Origin of the sequence: Ramlibacter sp. WS9, assembly GCF_003797765.1 — a bacterium.
Lineage (GTDB): Bacteria > Pseudomonadota > Gammaproteobacteria > Burkholderiales > Burkholderiaceae_C > Ramlibacter.
Genome location: NZ_RKMB01000021.1, coordinates 1 through 20457 on the forward strand (window position 1 = coordinate 1; position 20457 = coordinate 20457).

Sequence of the window (20457 nt, forward strand, 5' to 3'; positions counted from 1 at the left end):
TTGCCGCTTAGCTGCGATCAGCTGAGCCTTGAATTCTATACCAGTTTTTGATCACCAGTCAAACTCGATTTTCTTTTTTTCCGCCGCACCCGCCGCTTTCGCGTCGTCTTCAGCAGAGCCTGCGATTCTATACCGGAATTTTCGCATCCGTCAAAAATTTTTAACCTTCTTCACTCGGCACCTGCGACGCGAAGTCAGCCTCCATCCCCATCTTCTGACGCTGACTTCCGATCGGCGCGCTTTCGGGTGATGCCATACGACGTGGCGGCCAATGTTCTTGTCTATCTTGGCGCTGCACAATCGACCATCACGATGGCAACCCAGGGGAGCGCATCAATCGATCCGACTTCCTGGTACTCGCCACCGACGAGCCCCACCGCATTCAGCACCCGAGGGATGAGCGCGTTATCGACCGATGCGGGTCTGTGCAGCGGATATCCCAGATTCGCTCAGCGTTGCCATGCAGGCGAAGAGAGATTTGAAACTTGCGAGACGCGGGGCGTTGCCTCAGCTCGCCTTGCCGCACTGCCACGCGTCCGGTTCCAGGGGGTTGCGAAATGACATTGCAGATTCGATGCCGGCGCGCAGGCTAGTACATGGCCGATTGTCGTGAGCAATGGCTCACGACACCGCGGAATAGCCAGGGCCCCAATACTCAATCGCAACAACAACTCGCAACCAAGTCGCTAGGATCAGAGCGGCACAAAGAAAACGGCACCGCATTTGACTGCGGTGCCGTGTGAGCGTGTTGTTGAATCGAATCGAACAAACTCGAAAGTCTGTTGACTCGCAACGATAACTGGCGGAGTGGACGGGACTCGAACCCGCGACCCCCGGCGTGACAGGCTCAATATAGTATGATCTTGGAACCTAGTATTCGTGCGGGTTCCAGCGAAATTGGGCCGGGATTTCTCCCAAACGGGGACAATTTGGGGACAGTAAGGATTCGTTGATGGCAACTTTCACTCAGCGAGCCGGTGGCCGCTGGCAGGCCAAGATTCGCAGGTTAGGTTGGCCTTCACAGAGCGAGACCTTCCAGACGCGCGCGGCCGCCGAGGCTTGGGCTCGCCACATTGAGCGGGCAATGGACACTGAATCGTTCCTGCCTTCGGACGATGCAGCTCGAACGACGTTCGCCCAGCTGGTCGAGAGATATCAAAACGAGAAGCTGCCAAAACTTCGCGGCCAAGTCCAAGACCAGTATCTTCTCAAGCGTGTCGCGGAGGCGTTCGGGGAGTATTCCCTGGCGAGAATTACGCCGGCCATGTTGTCCGAGTACCGAGACACGCGATTAAAGGCAGTGAAAGAACAGACTGTGGCCCACGAACTCGGCATGGTTTCACGCCTGTTCAATGCCGCAATTCTTGACTGGAAGATCGCAATCCCCAAGGGCAACCCGGTCCAACAGGTGCGCAAGCCAAGCATCTCGAACGATCGGGATCGGCGTCTGGAGGGCACCGAGGAACAGCTACTCCTCGATGCCCTCCTAGATCGGGAGTCGCCGTGGCCGCACGCCGCGGCGGTCTTAGCGATCGAAACGGCTGCACGGATGTCCGAGTTGTTGGCCCTTCGATGGGCGGAGATCGACCTCGATGTACGAGTCGCCCGTGTCCGAGGCAAGGACGGGGGCGTGACCAAGGGTGGAGACCTCTACAGAGATGTCCCGCTGACTTCCCGTGCAGCGGCCCTGCTCAAGGACTTGCCCCGCTCAATCAACGGCCTGGTTCTGCCGATATCCCAGAACGCGCTGCAGATTGCATGGGGGCGCGCCCTGAGGCAGGCACGCAAACGCCATGTGCACGGCGTGCTTTGCCAACAACTCGGCTCTGCAGGGTACAACGAAGAAGAGCAGGCACGGGAAGTCCGGGCGCTCGTCTACAAGAAGCGAGAGCCGCTTGCGCTGACGCGTCAGCTCGTGGAAAAGATCGAGACCGAGGATCAAGTTCTGGTGAACCTCCACTTTCACGACTTGCGGCATGAGGCAACTTCCCGTCTGGCCGAAAAACTCGCCATGCACGAACTCATGAAAATCACCGGCCACAAGTCAAGTCGCATGCTGGCGCGGTATTACCATCCTCGGGCGGCCGACCTGGCGCGAAAACTTGCCTGATTTCGGACGGTCCCATGGGCGCATGGCAAGTGTTCGTCGCTTGCACTAGCGAGCAGACGGACTCTTAATCCGTAGGTCGAGTGTTCGAGTCACTCAGGGCCCACCACCCACTGCCTTGCACGGCCGGTTAGCAGCAGCTAACCGGCCTTTGCACGTAGGGGTCCATGTAATCGCCATGTAAGCGGTTTGCATCGAAAAAAAATGTTCGCCGTGCAACCCGTGTGTAAAGTGGCAAGAGCATTTCCGGGGCTATCAACTTGAAGAGTCTTCTTCTTTTTATCCTCGCGTTTCTTGCAGCGGCTTCTGCGGTCACCGTCACTGCACCGTATGCTCTGGGCCGTGTGCTGACAGGCACGGAGTTCGCCGCTGTCGCCCTGCTGATAGTCGCGGTGCTGGCTCGCTTGGCTCTGCTGGTACGCAGGCGTCAAAGGCGAAAGGTCGAGGGAATGCGGGACTCGGCACTTTGGTAGCGGCCGTCCGCCGAAGAACATCATCAGATGTTATCCAACCCACGGCGAGGGCATTCTTCAAGTTCGTATGTCGGAAACCACCAAGCTCTGCCGACTTTGCCGCACGCGAAGCGACTTCATCAAGGCCCATTGCATTCCGGAGGCGTTCTTCCGCGAACTTCGGCAGGGCCATCGTGCCCCGCTGATGGTCGCTGACCGCTCAGCAGGACCCGTGAGGCGCGCACCGATCGGCGTTTACGACTCCGAAATCCTGTGCACCGACTGCGAATCATCGTTCGCGGCGGTGGACACGTATGGGGTGCAGGTGCTGCTGCAGCGCTTCGAGGAGCTGTTTGCGCCCATGTACAACGGCAGTCGGCTTGTCGCCTGGAGTAGCCAGGACGTGGACTGCCCGACGCTTCTGAAATTCCTGGTGGCGGTGCTTTGGTGGGCTTCGGTATCCAGCCATCCGTTCTACGCGCGGGTACAGCTGGGACCGCACGAGGAGGCTGCCCGCGCGATGCTCCTGCAGCCCGAAGGCAACTCACCACCAAGGTTCGATGCAGTCTTCCCGCGATGGGGAGACGCCCAGGATACGGTAGACCTCACCACTTCCATCAACCAAGCGGGGCGAGCAATGCTGCCCAGCTCCGAGCCGCAGCCTGCATCCGGCGTTGCTCCCGCACGGGCAAGTTGGGCCACACGGTACCAAGATGGACATCCAGATCGGACGGCAGATCGATCCCGGCGGCCTGAATCATGAGGATTCTCTGCGCCGCGACTTTTCGATGACCACGGCGCATGCTCTGCCGGGCGAGCTGTTCAAGTGAACGCGCATTGCCTGCAGCTCTTGCCGCTGGCAGAGGCTTCGCAGCAGGTGGGGATTGCTTGGGCCACGGAGGACCCCCAATCCAGGATGTAGCGATGGGCAGCCGCGGCATAGCGCCTTGCTCAATTGCTCTCAAAATACTCCGCACTCACCGGCCCTCATCTACAGAGGCCTGAACCCGCTGAGGGCACATAGCCGATCGCAACGGGTTAATTGCGCAGTGGCTTACCCGTCGCGAGCATATGCTCCATGCGCGCGAGGGCGACGTCAGTCTTGGCCAAGCTCACCATGCACTCCACCTCGAGCCTGAGGATGTCGGTCGCAGTCAATACCGATCCCGCCGCCGCACTGCCGCCGGTCATCACGTAGGCGATCGCCCGCGCGATCTGAACATCGCTACCAGTCAACTTTCCCGCGGCCTGCCCGGCATCGATCTGCTCCACGAGGCGATTGAAGCCGACGGGACCTGCTGAGATCCACTGCGGCATGGGCGCCGGCGAGTAGCCCGCACCAGACAACGCAATCGCGTGAGCATGGGCATCCGCAACCAGCCGGTCACGGTTCATGGTGATGGGATCGCTCTCGCGCAACAGTCCCTTGTCGCGGGCGAGCAGCGCCGAGCCCGAAGGCGTGCCATCCAGGATCACCGCAAGGGCGGCCTGCGCACCCGCAACGACATCGCCTTCATTGCGCAAGGTCCACCGCTGCAGCAAGCGCATGCAACCGCCCCAACCCGGCAGGATGCCGACCTTCAACTCGGGCAGTCCGGCATTCAGTTCGGCATGGGCGACGCTGGCATCGCAAGCCAGTTGCAGTTCACAGCCGCCGCCCAGCGCCAGGCCGAACGGGGCGGCCACCACCGGGAAATTCGTGCCGGCAAGCGCATACAGTGCGTCCTGGCCGCGCTTGACGAATGCCGTCAGCCCCGCCCAGTTGCCCGCCTTGACGAGCGACACGAAGCTTCCCAGGTCCGCACCCACCGAAAAGGCCCGCGGATGGTCACTGGCGACCACGAGAGCGCGGAAGCCCCGACTCACGTGCGAGGGTGCCGACTCGATGACCTCGACCACCTGCTCGTTGCAAGCGTTCATCTTGGTGTGCACTTCCAGACCCAGCACGCCCTCGCCCAGGTCCCAGAGCGAAGCCGCGGCATTGCCCGCCACCGGGGTCTTGCTCTTCTTGGTGAGCGACAAGGTGCCGCCGTTGGCAACACGCCCGCCGGCGGGGACTGCCTGGGAGGTGGGCATAGCCACACCACCGCCGTAGAAGCCGTTGCCGGCCGCGGCTCGGGCCAGCAGCGGCGGCACCGGGTCGCCCTGCGCCTGCAGCCGCTTCGCGATCCAGTCGGCGCCGACCTTGTCGGCCAGTTCGAACGGGCCTGCCGACCAGTTGTACCCAAGCTTCATGGCCGTGTCGATCGCGGCGACGTCGTCCGCGATCTCGGGGCCGACCTCGGCTGCGTACACGACGGCGTGCGACAAAACACGCCACGCGTACTGGCCACCGCGATCAGGTTGCTCGCACAGTGCCTTCAGGTCACGCGCGGCCAAGGACAGGCTTTCGAGCGCGGCGGGCTGAACCGCGTGGTAGTCGCCCTTGACCAGATCCAGCGCTTCCCGGACCTTGCGGCCATCCACGTCACGCGTGCGGTAGAAGCCGGCGCCGGCACCACGCCCGGTCCAGCCCTTACGGGTCATGTCGGCGATGAGCGGGTTGCGGGTGATGTCGTGGCGCCGGTGCGCGTCGTCTGCGGCCAGGGCTTTCATGAAACTGCCCCAGACCAGCGGGACCAGGTTGAGCCCCACATAGTCGAACAGTCCGAATATACCGGTCCGCGGAATGCCGAAGGGTTGGCCCATCACGGCGTCGGCCTCTTCCACGGTCAAACCCAAGGCCATGGCTTCCAGCACGGCAACCGACATCCAGTAGTTGCCGATGCGGTTGGCGATGAAACCGGGGGTGTCGCGGCAGGAGATCACTGTCTTGCCCAGCACGTGGTCGCAGATGTCGCCTGCTCGCTGCAGGGTGGTGGGCAGGGTCTTGGCCCCGCCAACAAGTTCGAGCAGCTTCATCACCCTCGGAGGGTTGAAGAAATGCGTGACCACGAAGTCTTCCTGGAACGAAAGCGGCAGCCCTTCGGTCAGCTGGTGCAGGGGAATGGTCGAGGTGTTGGAGGACACGATGGACCTGGGCTTACGCAGTGGCTCGAGCTTGCGGTAAAGCTCTTGCTTGATCGCGAGATCCTCGAAGACCGCCTCGACGATCCAGTCGGCCTCGGACACCCTGTGCAGATCATCTTCGACATTGCCTGTCTCGATCAGGCTGGCCCGGTCCGCGTGCATGAAGCCACCAGTTTTGAGCTGCCTCTGCACAGCCTGTTCCGCCAGCGAATTGCGCGATGCGCTCTGGGGATCAACCCTGTCGAGCAGGATGACTGGCACCCCGGCATTGGCCAGGTGCGCTGCGATGCCCGCACCCATGTTGCCGGCGCCGACGACCGCGGCTTTCGAAATGAGTTTGTTGGTCATGCCGATTCCTACCGAACCAGGTTTTCAACGACGAGCGCAATGCCCTGCCCGCCGCCAATGCACATCGTCACTACGCCGTATTTCCCGCCGGAACGTTGCAGTTCGTACAGCGCTTTCACCGTAAGGATGGCGCCGGTCGCACCCAGCGGATGGCCCAGTGCGACAGCGCCGCCGTTGGGGTTGACCTTGGCCGGATCGAGCTTCAGTCCGTCGATGACCGACAAGGCCTGAACGGCAAAGGCCTCGTTGGATTCGAAAACATCGATGTCAGCGATGCCCAGGCCGGCACGCTCGAGCGCTACAGGCACAGCGTGCACCGGACCGATGCCCATGATCTCCGGCGGCACGCCGGCCAGGCCCCACGAAACCAGCCGGCCTATCGGCGTCAACCCGCGCTCGCGCACAGCCTGCTCGCTTGCCAGCACAACGGCCGCGGCACCATCGTTGATCCCGGAGGAATTCCCCGCCGTCACCGACCCTGCCTTGTCGAAGGCCGGCTTGAGCTTGGCGAGGTCCTCCATGGTGGTGTTCGGCCGCACATGTTCGTCGGTGCCGAACAGCACCATCCCCTTTTTGGTCTTGACCTCGATCGGAACGATCTGGCTGGCGAACCGGCCGTCGGCGATGGCGGCCGTGGCCCTTCTGTGGCTTTCGACCGCGAAGGCATCCTGGCGCTCACGGCCGATGCCGTATTTGTTGGCCACGTTTTCCGCCGTGCAACCCATGGCGCCATGGCCGAAAGGATCGGCCAGCGTGTTGTGGAGCCAGTCGTAAATCAGGCCATCGCCCATGCGCTGGCCGTAGCGGTGCCCCTGAATGGAAAACGGCGCCCGGCTCATCGCCTCGGCACCGCCTGCGACAGCAATGGAGGACTCTCCGAGGCGGATCATCTGGGCAGCGCTGATGATCGCCTGGGCGCCCGAGCCACACAGGCGGTTCACCGTCAGGCCCATGGAACTGACTCGCATGCCTGCTTCGATGGCGGCTGTCCTGCCCAGAAAGAGGTCAGCCGCTTCGGTGGGGATCACCGTTCCGAACACGGAATGATCGGGGACATCCAGTTCCAGTTTCGCGCGGCTGATCGCTTCGCGCACGACGGTCTTCGCCAGGTGCGTGGGCGAGAAGTCCTTGAGGGAGCCTCCAAAGCCACCGATGGCCGTCCGGGCGCCTGCCAGGATGTAGATGGGTTCTTGCATGAAAATTTTTGAGTTTGAGAAAAAAACGTCTTGCCTGTTGCCAACCGGCGGAGCTCAGGCAGCCTGGGTTCACGCCTGCCTGGCTCTGGACTGTCTGGCTCAGGCCTGGTAGAAGGTTTCGCCGCCCGCCGCCATCTCGCGCATGCGCGGCGTGACGTGGAAAACAGCGCCCAGCGGGGCGAGCTTGTCGGCGCGCGCGACCACCTCGGCCAAGCCGAGCCAGTCGGCGTATTTCAATGCCCCGCCGAGGTAGGCCGGCAAGCCGACCCCGAGCAGCAGAGCCATGTCGAGTTCGGCCGGCGTGCGCACCACGCCCTCCTCCAGCGCGCGGGCGGCCTCAAGCATCAGCGGCAGCATCATGCGGTCGACGATCTCCTGCGGCGCAAACTCCCGCGGGCCATCGGACTGCAGCGTTGCCAGCAGCGCATGGGTGTCCTGCGCAGTGCTGCGGCGTGGCTTGCCTTCCGCGTCGGCCTCGTATTTGTAGAAGCCGCTGCCGCTTTTCTGGCCCAGCCGCCCGTGCTCCACCATCAGGCGCAGCGCGTTGCGCGGCGGCGGGGTGAGCCGCTCGGGGTAGCCCGCGCCAATGACGTCGCTGACGTGGCGGCTCGTGTCCATGCCCACCACGTCCTGCAGGTAGGCCGGCCCCATGGGCCAGCCGAACTCCTCCATCACCTGGTCGACCTTGACGAAGTCGGCACCCTCGTTGATAAGCTGCAGGAAGCCCGAAACGTAGGCCGTCAGAATCCGATTGACGAGGAAGCCTGGACAGTCCTTCACCACGATCGGTGTCTTGCCCATCGCGACGCAATGGCCCACGGCCATCGCGACGGCGGCATCGCTGGTACGCGCGCCACGGATCACCTCAACCAGCGGCATGACGGGCACCGGGTTGAAGAAGTGCATGCCGACGAAGTTCTCGGGCCGCTTCAGTGGCGCCGCGATGTCGTCAATGCGCAGGCTGGACGTGTTGGTCGCAATCACTGCGTCGGGCCTCACACGCTGCTCCAGCTCGGCGAGCACTGTGTGCTTGAGCTGCAGGTTCTCCACCACGGCCTCGATGGTCAGGTCCACCTCATCGAAGCCGGCGTAGTCAAGCTGCGGCTTCACGGTAGCCAGGATGGACTCCGCCTCTGCGGGCTGCTTGCGGGCACCCTTGACCAGCCGCTGAAGCTGCTTGCGCACCTCCGCGACGCCCAGGTCAAGTTGGGGCTGGGAGATGTCCTTCAGGCGGACGGGAACGCCTTTGAGCACGCTGGTGTAGGCGATACCGCCCCCCATGATGCCGGCGCCGAGCACCGCCGCCTGGCGCACCGGTTGGCCCTGGCGCGCCAGTTGCCTGGCCTGCTTCTTGACTGCCTGATCGTTGAGGAAGTTTTGAACCAGCGACGCGGCCGCCTGGGTGCGCGCTACCTCGCCGAACCAGGCCGCTTCCCGGCCAAGCGCCTCGGCCCGCGGCAGGACCGCGGCCTCGCGCATCATGTCGAGCGCCATCAAGGCGGCCGGCTGATGCCTGGGTGCCCGGGCAATCAACTTTGCGCGCATCTCGTCGAAGAGCGCCGACTGCACCCCGGCCGCCATGGGCACCGGTTGGCGCTTGCGCTCCTGGGCGGCTTTCCAATCGACCTCGCCAGCCATCGCGCGGCGCAGCAGGGCCAGCGCTTCGTCGCGAACCGCGGCTGGCTCGGCCACTGCATCGACCACCTTGGCGGCAAGCGCCGCCGCGGCCTTCACGGGCTTGCCACCGCAAACCCACTCGAGGGCGACCGGCAGCCCGGCGATGCGAGACAGGCGCACCGTGCCGCCAAGACCGGGGAACAGTCCGAGGTTCACCTCCGGCAAGCCGATCTGGCTGTTGGACGACATCACGCGCAAGCTGGCGCCCAGCGCGAGTTCCAGCCCGCCCCCCAGAGCAAAGCCGTTGATGGCGACCACCGAGGGCACCGCCAGGTCCTCGAACGCGATGAGTCCCTGGTTCTTCTCCTTCGCCAATTCCGCGATGGCCGCCGGCGACCGCGAAAAGCTGGCACCGAACTCGGTGATGTCGGCGCCGGCGATGAACATGTCCTTCGCGCTGCTAACAAGCACTCCTCGCACCCCCGGCGTGTTGCGTATCTCGGCAACGGCCTGCTCGAACTCGACGAGCGTGCGGTCGTCGAGCTTGTTGATGGCTTCGTTCTCACGGTCGAAGCGCAGCTCGAGCACGCCCTCGCCCAAATCCAGAATCTGGATGCTCTTTCCCTTCATCGAATCGTTCTCCTTGCGCGGCTTCTTGCCGGGTACTGACTGCGGGCGGCGGACCGCCACGCGAGTAGCGATCCTTGAAGCCATCTTCCTGCGAAGGCGCGCGCGAGGCGTCGTCGAAAGCGACGAAAGTCGCCTACCCGCCGATCGGAGCCGGCTCGCGCCGCATCAAGGCCGCGAGCGCGGGGATCAGCAGCACGGCGCCGACCATGTTCCACAGGAACATGAAGGTCAGCAGCAGGCCCATGTCGGCCTGGAACTTGATGTTCGAACCCACCCAGGTGAGAACCCCCGCGGCCAGCGTGACACCGGTGAACAGCACGGCCAGGCCGGTGGTGCGCATGGTGCGGTAGTAGGCCTCTTCAAGGTTGAGGCCTTCGGCGAGAAAGCCCTGCAGCCGGTTGTACAGATAGATGCCGTAATCCACGCCGATGCCCACACCCAGTGTGATCACGGGCAAGGTCGCCACCTTCACGCCCAGGCCGAGCTTGGCCATCACCGCCTCGCACAGCACCGATGAGATGAGCAGCGGCACGAGCACGGCGAGCATCACCTTCAGCGAGCGAAACTCCAACAACAGCAGCAGCGCGACGATGGCGTAGACCATCGCCAGCATCGGCCACCAGGCGCGGCGCACCACCTCGTTGGTGGCCGCTTCGACACCGGAATTGCCAGCGGCCAACAGCAACTGCGCCTGCGCGGCAGGATGCGCGGCGGAAAACTTGCGCACCGCGTCCACCGCCCGGTCGAGCGTCTCGGCTTTGTGGTCGTTGAGGTAGACCATCACAGGCAGCATCGAGCAGTCGTTGTTGTACATGGCCTGCGGCACGTTCTTGTGGGCGGCGTTCGAGATATAGCGGTTGCGCGTGATGGTGGCCCACTTCAGATTGCCCCCATAGTTGCTGACGATGGCCTTCTTCATCACATCGAAGAGCGACACCGTGCTCTGGACACCGGGGGTCTCCTCCATCTGCCACTGCAGCCGGCTTACGAGGCTGGCCACCGCGTACGAGCCACACTCGCCGGAGGCGGTCTTCACCATCACCACGAATACGTCTGCGCTGGTGGCGTAATGGTCGGTGAACCAGCCGGAGTCGCGGTTGTAGCGCGAGTCGGCCCGCAGTTCGGGCGCCCCCGCGTCCAGGTCGCCGATCTTGAGGTCGCGGCTGGCGGCATAGCCCCAACCGCCGATCACGGCCGCGACCGCGACGACGACCCAGGCGCGGCCAGGCCGCGCGAACGAGGCAATGAAGCGGGCGGGGCGATGGCGGCCTTTGTCGCGCTCGACCGCTTTGCGCAGCCCCGCGGGCGACAGCCCCGCATACGACATCAGGATCGGCAGCAGGAACATCTTGGTAAAGATGATCACGCCCACGCCGACGCTGGAACTCACCGCCAACTCGCGGATGACGCCAATGTCGATCATCAGCATCGTCGAGAAGCCGACAACGTTGCACAGCAAGGCGACGGTGCCAGGCACGAACAGCTGGCGGAATGTGGCGCGGGCGGCGTCGATCCGGCTGGCCCCGGCCAGGCTTTCACTGGCCAGGGTGTTGACGTTCTGCATCGCGTGCGAGACGCCGATGGCAAACGTCAGGAACGGCACCAGCATCGAGTACGGGTCCAGGCCGAAGCCCAGCAGGTGCATGATGCCCAGGTGCCAGATCACGGCCAGCAGGCAGCAGCCCACCGTAGCCGCGGTGCTTCGCCAGCATCGGGAATAGACATACACCAGTGTGGTGGTGAGCAGCACGGTCACCAGGAAGAACAACACGATGTCGCGGGCGCCCTCGATGAGGTCGCCGATGAGCTTCGCGAAGCCGACGATGTGCACCCGCACGCCTTCCTTCTCGAAGCGCTCGCGCACGCGCTCCTCCAGCCGCTGCGAGAACACCGCGTAGTCGATGTGCTGGCCGGTCTGCGGATCGGCCTCGAGCACCGGCGCGAGAATCATCGAGGAGCGATGGTCGTTTGCTACCAGCTGGCCGACCAGCCCGGCCTTGAGCACGCTATTGCGCACCCCGGCCACCTGCTCCGGCGTGCCACTGAAGTTGGCGGGCACCACCAATCCGGATCGAAGGCCGTCCTCCGACGCTTCGATCCACAGCGTGTTCGCCGTCGTCAGCGATCGCAGGTTGCCGCGGTCGATGCCGGGGACGTAGAAAACCTCGTCGGTGATCTCCTTGAGCAAGCGGAGATAGCGCGCGTTGTAGATGTCGCCGTCGGGCGCCTCGACCGCGATGCGGATGCTGTTGCTCAGCGGGCGAAGCTGGTTCTCGTACTTCAGGTAGTTCTGTACGAACTGATGTCCGAGCGGCACCATTTTCTGCAGGCTCGCGTCGGGGCGCAGCATCACCGCCTGCCACAGCAGCAGGGCCGATACGACCAGGAACCCCAGCAGCCACAGCGGGCGGCGCGCGAACAGAGCACGCTCGGCCAGGTCGATGACACGGGTCGTCTTCATTGATTCACCTTCTGTACCGGCACATTCATTCCGGTCATGCCCTGGGTACCGGCCACCAGGAGACGCTCGCCGACGGCCAGGAAATGGTTGACGTTCTCGCCGGGCACCCTGCCCGCGGCAGTGAAGGTCCGGCCTGCGTCGTCGCTGCGCAAGAGCTCGCCATTCTGCGCAAGGAGCCAGATGATTCCATCCTTGACCATGCCGTGCACCAGCGTATGGGCTACGGGTGCCCGTACTGGCGCCCAGCGCTCGCCGCCATCCTCGGAGCGGAACAAGTGCCCGTTGAAGCCGTAGGCGATGCGGACCGCCCCGCCCGGCAGCGCGAGCACGCCGTAGATATGACCGGCGTACCCGAGCTCGATCGCCTTCCAGGCCCGTCCGCCGTCAGTGGATCGAAACACCGTGCCTGCCTCGGCCGCGACCAGAAGGTCACCGTTTGATGCGACGGCGATTCCGTTCAGGTGGTAGCCATTGGGATTGTCCAGCCGGTCGCCGATGGATTCCCAATGGGCTCCGCCGTCCCGCGTGGCCAACAGCTGTCCAAAGGAGCCGGCGGCGTACCCGACCTTTGCATCGACGAAGGCCACGCCCAGCAGCGGGCGCGAGGGTCCCACCTGAGTCAATTCCTCGGCCTCGGCGAGACGGTCCTGAGCCCGCGCCAGGTTGCGCTGCGCGTCCTCCGACGCCGCGGGACGCGACCGCAGTTCCTGCAGCCGGCGTTGCGCAGACGCGAGCACCTGCTCGTTCGCCTGCCGGCCGTCGAACTGGCGCTGCCAGGTCTGCCCGCCATCGGCCGTGTGCAGGATGAGTCCGTCATGCCCCACGACCCACCCGCTGCGTTCATCGACGAAGGTCACGGCGGTGAGCATTACCGACGACGGTGCGGTGACCTGCTTCCAGCCTTGGCCGCCGTCCTCCGAACGAAGGATGAGGCCGCCCTCGCCCACCGCCACGATACGCGAGCCGGCCTGGCTCGCCTGCAGCAACAGCCGCCGCTCGCCGTGCGAGGTTTGGCTCGAAGGCAGCAGCAGCAGATCCAGCTCGCGCGGGACCACTTGTGTCAGTGGGGCGCCGATGGCGAGCGCGGCCGCGATGCAGGCGGCAGACAGCAGTGCCACACCCCCGAGCCGCTTGCGAACGCGACCTGACGGATTGACATTGAACTTCATGGAGTCTCCTCAGTGCGGGCTCCGCAGTCTTGGCGGGCCTCATGGTATGCGGCGGGACGAATCCCGGATCAGCACCCAGTCTATGGAGCGCCCTGTTGACGAGCGTCGTCGAAATCGACGAATTGCCGCACCGTCTCGGCACGCGCACGGCGCAGTGGACGCGCCGGGTTCAGCGGCTACGCCAAACCGGCGCGCGTTTTCCGAAGAAGGCCTTGAACCCTTCTTGAAGATCCTCACTGTGCTTGATCGTCTCGAACGCGGCCTCGGTGGCGGCCCAGCCATGCAAATCGTCCGCCGCCAGCACGTCGTTGACCGCACGCAGGCTGTGCTGTACCGAAAGCGGCGCATGCGCGGCGATCCGCTGCGCGAGAGAGAGCGCCGCCGCCAGCGTGCCGCCTGCAGGCGTCAAGACGTTGACGAAGCCAAGGACATGCGCTCGCGCGGCATCGATGGGGTCACCCGTGAGCACGAGCTCCCGAGCCACATTCGCCGGCAAGGCCCTGGGCGCGCGGAAAAGCGCCCCGCAGGTCGGTACCACCCCGATAGCCACCTCGGGCAGGCCGAACAGTGCGTTGTCGGCCGCCACGACCATGTCACAGGCCAGCACGACTTCGAACCCGCCGCCCAATGCACGCCCTTCGACGGCAGCCACCAGCGGCTTGCGGCGACGGCGGCGAATCAACCCGTACTCGCCTCCACGGGGAGTGACGTAGTCGCCCTTCGCGTTGAGGTCGCTGCCCGCGCAGAAGTCACGGTTGCCGCCGCTCAACACGCCCACGTACAGATCGGGGTCATCGTCGAGTTCGTTGAAGGCGAGTTCGAGGGCGTCGGCCATCGCCCGGTCGATGGCATTGCGCTTGGCCTCGCGCCGTAGGGTAATCACCAGCACGTGACCGTGTCGCTCGGTGCGCACCCGCTGTGAAGCGGGCGTTGCGTCTGCTGCGTCCGCCATGCCGGTCATGCCTCCACCCATTGCACTGACTGGTCGAGGCTTGCCCGGCTGGTGCGGAACCGATTGGCCGGATGGTCAGGATCCTCGTAGCCGAACGAAATGCCGCAGAACACCTGCCGATGCGCGGGCAGTTCGAACCACGATCGCAGGAAGGCCGATCGCGATGCGAGCGCCGCCTGTGCGATGCAGGCGACGCCCAGGCTGCGTGCCGCCAACATGAAGTTCGACACGTAGGCACCACAGTCGGCGGTACCGTAGGGCCCGAGCACGGCCTCGGTGGTCACGAGGGCCATATGCGGCGCGCCGAAGAAGCGCAGGTTTTCTAGCGCTTGACGAGCGGACGCTTCGCGGTCCCCGGGAGTAACCCCCACGCTCTCGTACAGTTGCAGGCCGCATTCGCGGCGCCGCTCGCGGTAAACGCCGTCGTAGGCCTGCGGTGGTGCGATGTCGTAGCTGTCAGCCGCGCGGAACACCTCGGGGCCGAACATGGCCTGCCGCAGGCGCTCGGTCGCCAACGGCGTGGTGACGATCACCTGCCACGGCTGCGAGTTGCACCACGACGCAGTGCGCTGCGCCATGCGCAGGATCTGCTCAATGACATCGCGTTCGACGGGGCGCGCCAGAAAGCCACGGCAGCTGTAGCGCGTCTGCAGCAAGGTTTCGAAGTTGTCGGCGGGGGTCGAGTTGGAGGGTTCGGTTAGCATGTAAGTATGTCGACGAGGTCGGATGAAAAGGTCAAATTCGCAGAGTCAGGCCGCCGTCGACCACCAGGCCATGCCCGGTGATGAAGTCGGCTTCGTCACTGGCCAGCAATAGCGCGGCCCGGGCGACGTCGATCGGCTGGCCCAATCGGCGCAGGGCCGTTTTCTTCTCCCAGACCTTTCGAATCGGGTCCTGGTCGAACCTTTGGCGGGTCATTCCGGTGTAGATGGCGCCCGGCAGCAGGTAGTTGACGGTAATGCCCCAACGGCCGAGGTCCAGCGCCATCGTCTTGCTGAGCCCGGCCACCGCGTGCTTGGAACTGGCATAGGCGCTCAGGCCGAAGTCGGTGCGTTCAGCCATCACCGAGGCCGTGTTGATGATGCGCGCCCGACCGGTCTGTTCGGCGCGGCTGCGCAGGTGTGGAATGGCCTCGCGGGAAAGCCGGAACACGGCGCGTGTGTTGACGGCGAAGACGTGGTCCCAGGTTTCATCTTCGATGATCGCGTCGCCTGGATCAGTGCCGACGCCGGCATTGTTGAAAAGGATGTCGATGCCGCCAGCCGCGCGCAATGCCGCCGCGACGATCGCAGCGGGCGCGCTGTCCTGCGTGATGTCCTGCTCGAACGGGACGATGCGCTCGCAACCCTCGTGGGCCGCCTGCACGGCAGCGCCCGGACGATCAACCGCCAGCACCGTGGCCCCCTCCTGCGCGAACAGCCGTGTGGCTGCGTGCCCGATGCCTGACGCCGCCCCCGTGACAATTGCCAGCTTGCCGGCCAGCCGATGCTGCTGACTCACAGGCTATTGCGGCTTGAATTGGGCGCGCAGCGCCTTCTTGTCGAGCTTTCCAAGCCCCGTCACCGGCAGCTGATCGATGAAATGAATGGCCTTGGGCGCGTAAACAGGTCCCTTGCGTTCCTTCACCAGCGCAATCAATTCCGCTGCATCCACTACGACGCCCGGCCGCCGCACCACGGCCGCCGTGACCGCCTCGCCCCACTTGGGATCGGGTAGGCCGAACACCGCCACGGCCTGCACGCCCGCATGGCCGGCGATGGCATCTTCGACCTCGCGGGGATAGACATTGAAGCCACCGGTGATGACCATGTCCTTGGACCGGTCGACGATGTAGAGAAAGCCGTCGGCATCGCGGCGCGCCCGGTCGCCGGTGTACAGCCAGCCGTCGCGCCACGCCTGCGCTGTCTCCTCGGGGTTGTCGATGTAGCCATGCGTCACCAGCGGCCCGCGCAGGCAGATCTCGCCCACCTCGTCCCCGGTGACCTCGCGTCCGGCATCGTCGAGCAGCTTGAGCTGGGCACCGAACATCGGCCGACCGCAAGACGAGAGCCGCTGCGGATATTTCACCGGATCATGGTCGTCTCGGCGCATGACGGTGATGCACATCGGCACCTCGCTCTGGCCGTAGATCTGCATGAAGATCGACCCGAAGCGCTCGATGGCCTCGGCCAGCCGGCTCGCCAGCATGGGCGCGGCGCCATAAGCAATGAGTTCCAGGCTGCTCAGGTCCGCCGCGCGCGCGCGCGGATGCTCGAGCAACGCGTAAACCATGGTCGGCACCAGGAAGGTCGCCGTGATCCGGTGGCGCTGCACGAGGTCGACGAAGCGGTCAGGGCTGAAGCCCTGGTGCGTGACCACGGTGCCGCCGCGCAGCAACGTGGACGTGATGAATGCGCCGCCGCCATGCGTGATGGGAGACATCACCAGGTAGCGCACCTCCTTCGGCCAGTCCCAGTCAGCCATCTGCAGCAGCGTCATCGTGACCTGCACGCCATGGCGATGCGAAACGCCCTTGGGCTTGCCGGTCGTTCCGCCGGAGAAGACGACGAGACACTCGTCGTCGCTGTTCGCGCAGGGCTGCAGCGGCTTGGCCTCGAAGGACTGGGCCACGTCGAGCAGGTCGTCAAACCCCTCGAAGGGGCCCAGGCCGAAACACATTTCCAGGCCCGGCACGCGCGCTTTCAGTCGCCTGGCCCGGTCGCCGAAGTTCGGCGGATCGACGAAGAGCGCACGCACCCCGGCAGTCTCGAGGATCAACGCATGGTCGTCCTCGGAAGCATTCGGGTTGATCAAGGTGATGCGAAACCCGGCCACGTGGCTGGCCGCCTGCATCAGGTAGGCCTCGGGGCGGTTGGCCGACAGCGTGGCGACCGAGTCGCCCTTTTTGAGGCCACGCGCTTCCAGTGCCTGGATGATGCGGCTGATCAAGTCGCCGCATTGGCGAAAGCTCAGCTCCGCATCGCCGTGGATGAAGGCGACGCGGTCGCCACCGAACTGGAATGCCGAGGCGATGATCTCGCCCATCGAGGGTCCCTGGTGGAAAAGATCAATGCTCATAGTCGATCCTTGCACTACGCCGCGACGCGGTGCTTGGCGCTGGGACTTTGCGCCACCCAAACGTCCCGCCGGTCGCCGTAGCGCTTGATGAGCAGGCGCGCGAGCTGGTCCAGGTGCACCTCGTCCGGGCCGTCGGCGATGCGGATGACGCGAGAATTCGTCCAGTAGATCGCTGCCGGCGTGTCATCGGACACGCCCATGCCGCCATGCACCTGGATCGTCCGGTCGGCCACCTGCTGAGCCATACGTGGCGCAGCGACGGTGATCGCGGCGATGAGGTCCATCGCCGCCTTGTTGCCCTCGCGGTCCATCTTGTCGGCTGCTTGCAGGGTCAGCAGGCGCACTTGCTGGGTCTCGTAGTACGACAGCGCGATGTCTTGGCGGATGGAGCTTTGCTCGCTCAGCTTGCGGCCGAAAGCCACGCGCGATTCGGCGCGCTCGATCATCAGTTCCAGGCAGCGCTGGGCCGAGCCGATCATGCGCATGCTGTGGTGAATGCGGCCCGGGCCGAGCCGGCCTTGCGCCACTTCGAAACCTCTGCCCTCGCCCAGAATCAGGTTCTCCTTGGGCACACGCACGTTCGTCAGCGACACCTCCGCCTCGCCGCCGGGCGAGTTGTGGCGGCCGAAACATAGCATCGTGCGTTCGATCTTGACGCCAGGGGCATTGCGCGGCACCAGGATCATGGACTGCTGGCGATGCTTGGGCGCCGTTGGGTCCGTCTTGCCCAGGACGATCAGGACTTCGCAGCGCTCGTCCATGATCCCGGAAATCCACCACTTGAGGCCGTTGATGACGTAGTCGTCGCCATCACGCACGATCGACGTCTCGACGTTGGTCGCGTCCGACGAGGCCACGCGTGGCTCGGTCATCAGAAAGGCCGAGCGGATGCGCCCTTCCAGCAGCGGGACCAGCCAGCGCTCCTGTTGCGCTGGCGAGCCGAACATCGACAGCACCTCCATGTTGCCGGTGTCCGGCGCACTGCAGTTGAATATCTCGCTGGCCGGTATGCAGGCGCCAGTCAACTCGGCAACCGGCGCGTATTCGAGGTTGGTCCAGCCCTCGGCATGGCCGGGAATCGGGTGCGGCATGAAGAGGTTCCAGAGCCCTTCGCCGCGCGCCTTGTCCTTCAAGGCATCCAGCTTGGGCCAGGCCTTCCAGAGGTTGGCTGGGTCGTTGTTCCATTGGAACCACTCCAGCTCCAGGGGCCGAACCTCGCGGTCGATGAAGCGCGCGGCGCGGTCGTGCAGGTCTTGCGCCTTGGATGTGAAAGTGAAGTCCATTTTTTCCTTTGTTCAATGTCAAATAAATTCGGCTCAGTCCGCCGCGCCCGCGCGTCCCAGGATGGCGAGCATGTCCTCGATGCCGTCGATCGGCCTCGGATTGGTCTTTGCCCAGATGTCGTGCAGGGCGTGCTCCGCCACTTCATGCAGCTGCTGGCGCGTCACCCCCACCTCGGCCAGGCGCCGCGGCAGGCCGAGGCCACGGATGAAGTCATCGAGCACGTCGCCCAGGGGGCGCCCGCCGGCATCGAAGCAGGCCGCGGCCCGTGCATGGCCATGCGTATCGACCTCGGCGTTCCAGCGCTGCACTTCCGGCGCCATCACGCACGAGGTGTAGCCGTGCGGCACCTTGCAATGCCCACCCAGCGCGTGGCCAATGGCATGGCTCGCGCCCATCGGCACCCCGCCCACCAGGGGCAGCATGGCATGCCAGGCACCGACCTGGCAGCGCAGCCGCGCCTCCATGTCATCGGGATATTCCTTGACCTGGCGCAGCCCCTGCGCCAGCAGACTCAGGCCGCTCTCGGCCAGCCCATCGGCGTGATCGTTGGACCGCCTGGAAACGAGCGTCTCGACAGCGTGGTCGACCGCTCGCACACCCGTCGACAGCCACAACCACTCCGGGGTATGCCGGGTGATGGCCGGGTCGAGCACAACCGCCGTCGGGCTCATCACACGATCGGCGTAGCCCTCCTTCTGGCCGCGCGCCTCGTCGGTCGCCCCGGCCATCGGATTGAACTCACCTGCCGACAGCGTGGCAGGCACGAGCACCAGGCGAACCACGGGCCCCTGGCCCTCGGGCGCCGGCGGCTGGCCCATGCGAAGCGGTGCCAGGTCCTCCACCGTCCTGGCGCCGTGGCGCAAAGACAGCACGACCATCTTGGCAGCATCGATCACGGATCCACCACCCACCGCGACGACAAGGTCCACCCGCTCGTCCGCGGCTCGCAGGGCGGCCGCGATGACGTCGCTTTTCATCACATGGGGACGGATTCCCTGATGCGTCAGCACCGCACGCGGACCCAATGCCGCACGGATGCGGTCGATCTCGTCCGTCTCCGTCGCCAAGTGGCTACCGACGATCAGCATTACCCGCTGGGCGCCGAGCAATTGCGCTTCGCTGGCGACCGCTTCAGCGGCCGCCACGCCAACCCGGACGCGCTGGATGGCGCTTCCGTTGATCGTGGCGCTGCGCATCACAGCTCCAGGCGGTAGCCGCCTTCGTCGCGCACCACGCGGCCGGCAGTCGGACCAGCCCAGTGCGTGCCGATGATCAGCGTCTGCGTGTCGGCGAATTCCTCACAGAACGATTGCCGCGTGCGGGTCGATTCCTGGCTGTCCGTATCGAAGCCGGAGGCCCAGTTGTGGGCGGCCAACTGGCACGGGTGGTGGAGCATGTCGCCGGTGATCACGGCTCGGCTGCCACCGGACTCGATGACAACGGAAACGTGCCCCGGCGTATGGCCCGGCGTATGCATCAGGCGAATCCCGGGTGCGATCTGCGCATCGACCTCGACCAGCTCCACCAGCTTCGCGTCGATCACGGGCTGCACGGAATCTTCGAACGTGGCGCGCGTGTCCATCCAGGCCAGCGTCTCGGCCGTTTTGCCCGGCGTCACGTCCTCCCCGCGCAGTTCCCTGGACCAGAACTCGTATTCGACCCGGCCCATGTAGTACTTGGCCTTGGGGAAGGTCGGAACCCAGCGGCTGCCGTCCCACATGGTGTTCCAGCCCACATGGTCGATGTGCAGGTGGGTGCACAGCACGCCATCGATGCTGTCGCGTGTCCAGCCCAGGCTTTCAAGATCCGCGAGGAAGCTGGTGTTGAGCCGGTTGAAGTGGTCCGACGTGCGCTCCTTGCCGTTGCCGATGCAGGTGTCAACCACGATGCGTTTGTCCGGCGTCTGGATCAGCAAGGCGTGAACGCTCATCTTGAGGAGGCCGAGCGCATCCGCGAACGCCGGATACAGCCATCGCATCTTCATCACCTTGTCGGGTGTGGCATCGGGCAAGGGGCCGTCGGGACCGCCAGGCATGGTCGCCTGGACTTCGACAAGACGCGTGATGGTGATGTCTCCCACCCGCCACATATGATTGATCAAGGCTGTCTCCTAGTTGGGTTTCGCACCCGCCCCGAATGGGGTGCGGTGCATGCAGGCTCTGATGCCTTCCGGTC

Annotated in this window: 14 protein-coding genes and 1 tRNA gene; 3 read left to right on the plus strand and 12 right to left on the minus strand. The window is 64.8% G+C overall.

All coding sequences use genetic code 11. The features are described 5' to 3' along the window. Positions 1–952: 952 nt before the first annotated feature. The 3 genes from EEB15_RS24425 (at position 953) to EEB15_RS24435 (ending at position 3322) form a co-directional block, all read left to right on the plus strand. Positions 953–2110 (plus strand): site-specific integrase, encoded by a 1158-nt coding sequence (locus tag EEB15_RS24425; protein WP_141512566.1) that lies wholly within the window; start codon positions 953–955, stop codon positions 2108–2110. A gap of 16 nt (positions 2111–2126) precedes the next feature. Next, positions 2127–2216 (plus strand) — tRNA-Lys (locus EEB15_RS24430). 431 nt (positions 2217–2647) lie between these two features. Continuing rightward, a complete protein-coding gene (locus EEB15_RS24435) occupies positions 2648–3322 on the plus strand; it encodes a hypothetical protein (RefSeq protein ID WP_141512567.1) in 675 nt (224 codons plus the stop codon). Between the two features lie 275 nt (positions 3323–3597). Here EEB15_RS24435 and EEB15_RS24440 read toward each other — a convergent pair whose 3' ends face one another. The 12 genes from EEB15_RS24440 to EEB15_RS24495 form a co-directional block, all read right to left on the minus strand. Further along, positions 3598–5916 (minus strand): 3-hydroxyacyl-CoA dehydrogenase/enoyl-CoA hydratase family protein, encoded by a 2319-nt coding sequence (locus EEB15_RS24440; RefSeq protein ID WP_141512568.1) that lies wholly within the window; start codon positions 5914–5916, stop codon positions 3598–3600. Positions 5917–5924: 8 nt separating this feature from the next. Continuing rightward, positions 5925–7112: a beta-ketothiolase BktB gene (gene bktB / locus EEB15_RS24445; protein ID WP_141512569.1), complete on the minus strand. Its 1188-nt coding sequence runs from the start codon at positions 7110–7112 to the stop codon at positions 5925–5927. Between the two features lie 99 nt (positions 7113–7211). Continuing rightward, positions 7212–9359: a fatty acid oxidation complex subunit alpha FadB gene (fadB, locus tag EEB15_RS24450; protein ID WP_141512570.1), complete on the minus strand. Its 2148-nt coding sequence runs from the start codon at positions 9357–9359 to the stop codon at positions 7212–7214. Between the two features lie 133 nt (positions 9360–9492). After that, a complete protein-coding gene (locus EEB15_RS24455) occupies positions 9493–11820 on the minus strand; it encodes an RND family transporter (protein ID WP_141512571.1) in 2328 nt (775 codons plus the stop codon). Next, the gene (locus EEB15_RS24460) at positions 11817–12989 is read right to left on the minus strand and encodes a YCF48-related protein (protein ID WP_141512572.1); all 1173 of its coding nucleotides are present in this window, start codon (positions 12987–12989) and stop codon (positions 11817–11819) included. Before EEB15_RS24460 ends, EEB15_RS24455 begins: the two co-directional genes overlap by 4 nt. Before the next feature lie 169 nt (positions 12990–13158). Then, positions 13159–13950: an enoyl-CoA hydratase-related protein gene (locus EEB15_RS24465; protein ID WP_233259603.1), complete on the minus strand. Its 792-nt coding sequence runs from the start codon at positions 13948–13950 to the stop codon at positions 13159–13161. Next, positions 13947–14645: a nitroreductase gene (locus tag EEB15_RS24470; protein WP_141512573.1), complete on the minus strand. Its 699-nt coding sequence runs from the start codon at positions 14643–14645 to the stop codon at positions 13947–13949. Before EEB15_RS24470 ends, EEB15_RS24465 begins: the two co-directional genes overlap by 4 nt. 31 nt (positions 14646–14676) lie before the next feature. Next, on the minus strand, positions 14677–15441 hold the full coding sequence (locus EEB15_RS24475; protein WP_141512574.1) for an SDR family NAD(P)-dependent oxidoreductase: 765 nt from the start codon (positions 15439–15441) through the stop codon (positions 14677–14679). A 3-nt stretch (positions 15442–15444) separates the two neighbouring features. Beyond that, positions 15445–16998 carry an AMP-binding protein gene (locus EEB15_RS24480; RefSeq protein WP_141512575.1) on the minus strand — a complete coding sequence of 518 codons (1554 nt, stop codon included), beginning with the start codon at positions 16996–16998 and terminating at the stop codon, positions 15445–15447. A gap of 14 nt (positions 16999–17012) precedes the next feature. Then, the gene (locus tag EEB15_RS24485) at positions 17013–18281 is read right to left on the minus strand and encodes an acyl-CoA dehydrogenase family protein (RefSeq protein ID WP_141512576.1); all 1269 of its coding nucleotides are present in this window, start codon (positions 18279–18281) and stop codon (positions 17013–17015) included. Positions 18282–18314: 33 nt separating this feature from the next. After that, complete coding sequence (locus EEB15_RS24490) at positions 18315–19478, minus strand: iron-containing alcohol dehydrogenase (protein WP_141512577.1); 1164 nt, start codon at positions 19476–19478, stop codon at positions 18315–18317. Beyond that, positions 19478–20383 carry an MBL fold metallo-hydrolase gene (locus EEB15_RS24495; RefSeq protein WP_199236618.1) on the minus strand — a complete coding sequence of 302 codons (906 nt, stop codon included), beginning with the start codon at positions 20381–20383 and terminating at the stop codon, positions 19478–19480. The genes EEB15_RS24490 and EEB15_RS24495 overlap by 1 nt, the downstream gene beginning before the upstream one ends. Positions 20384–20457: the final 74 nt, after the last annotated feature.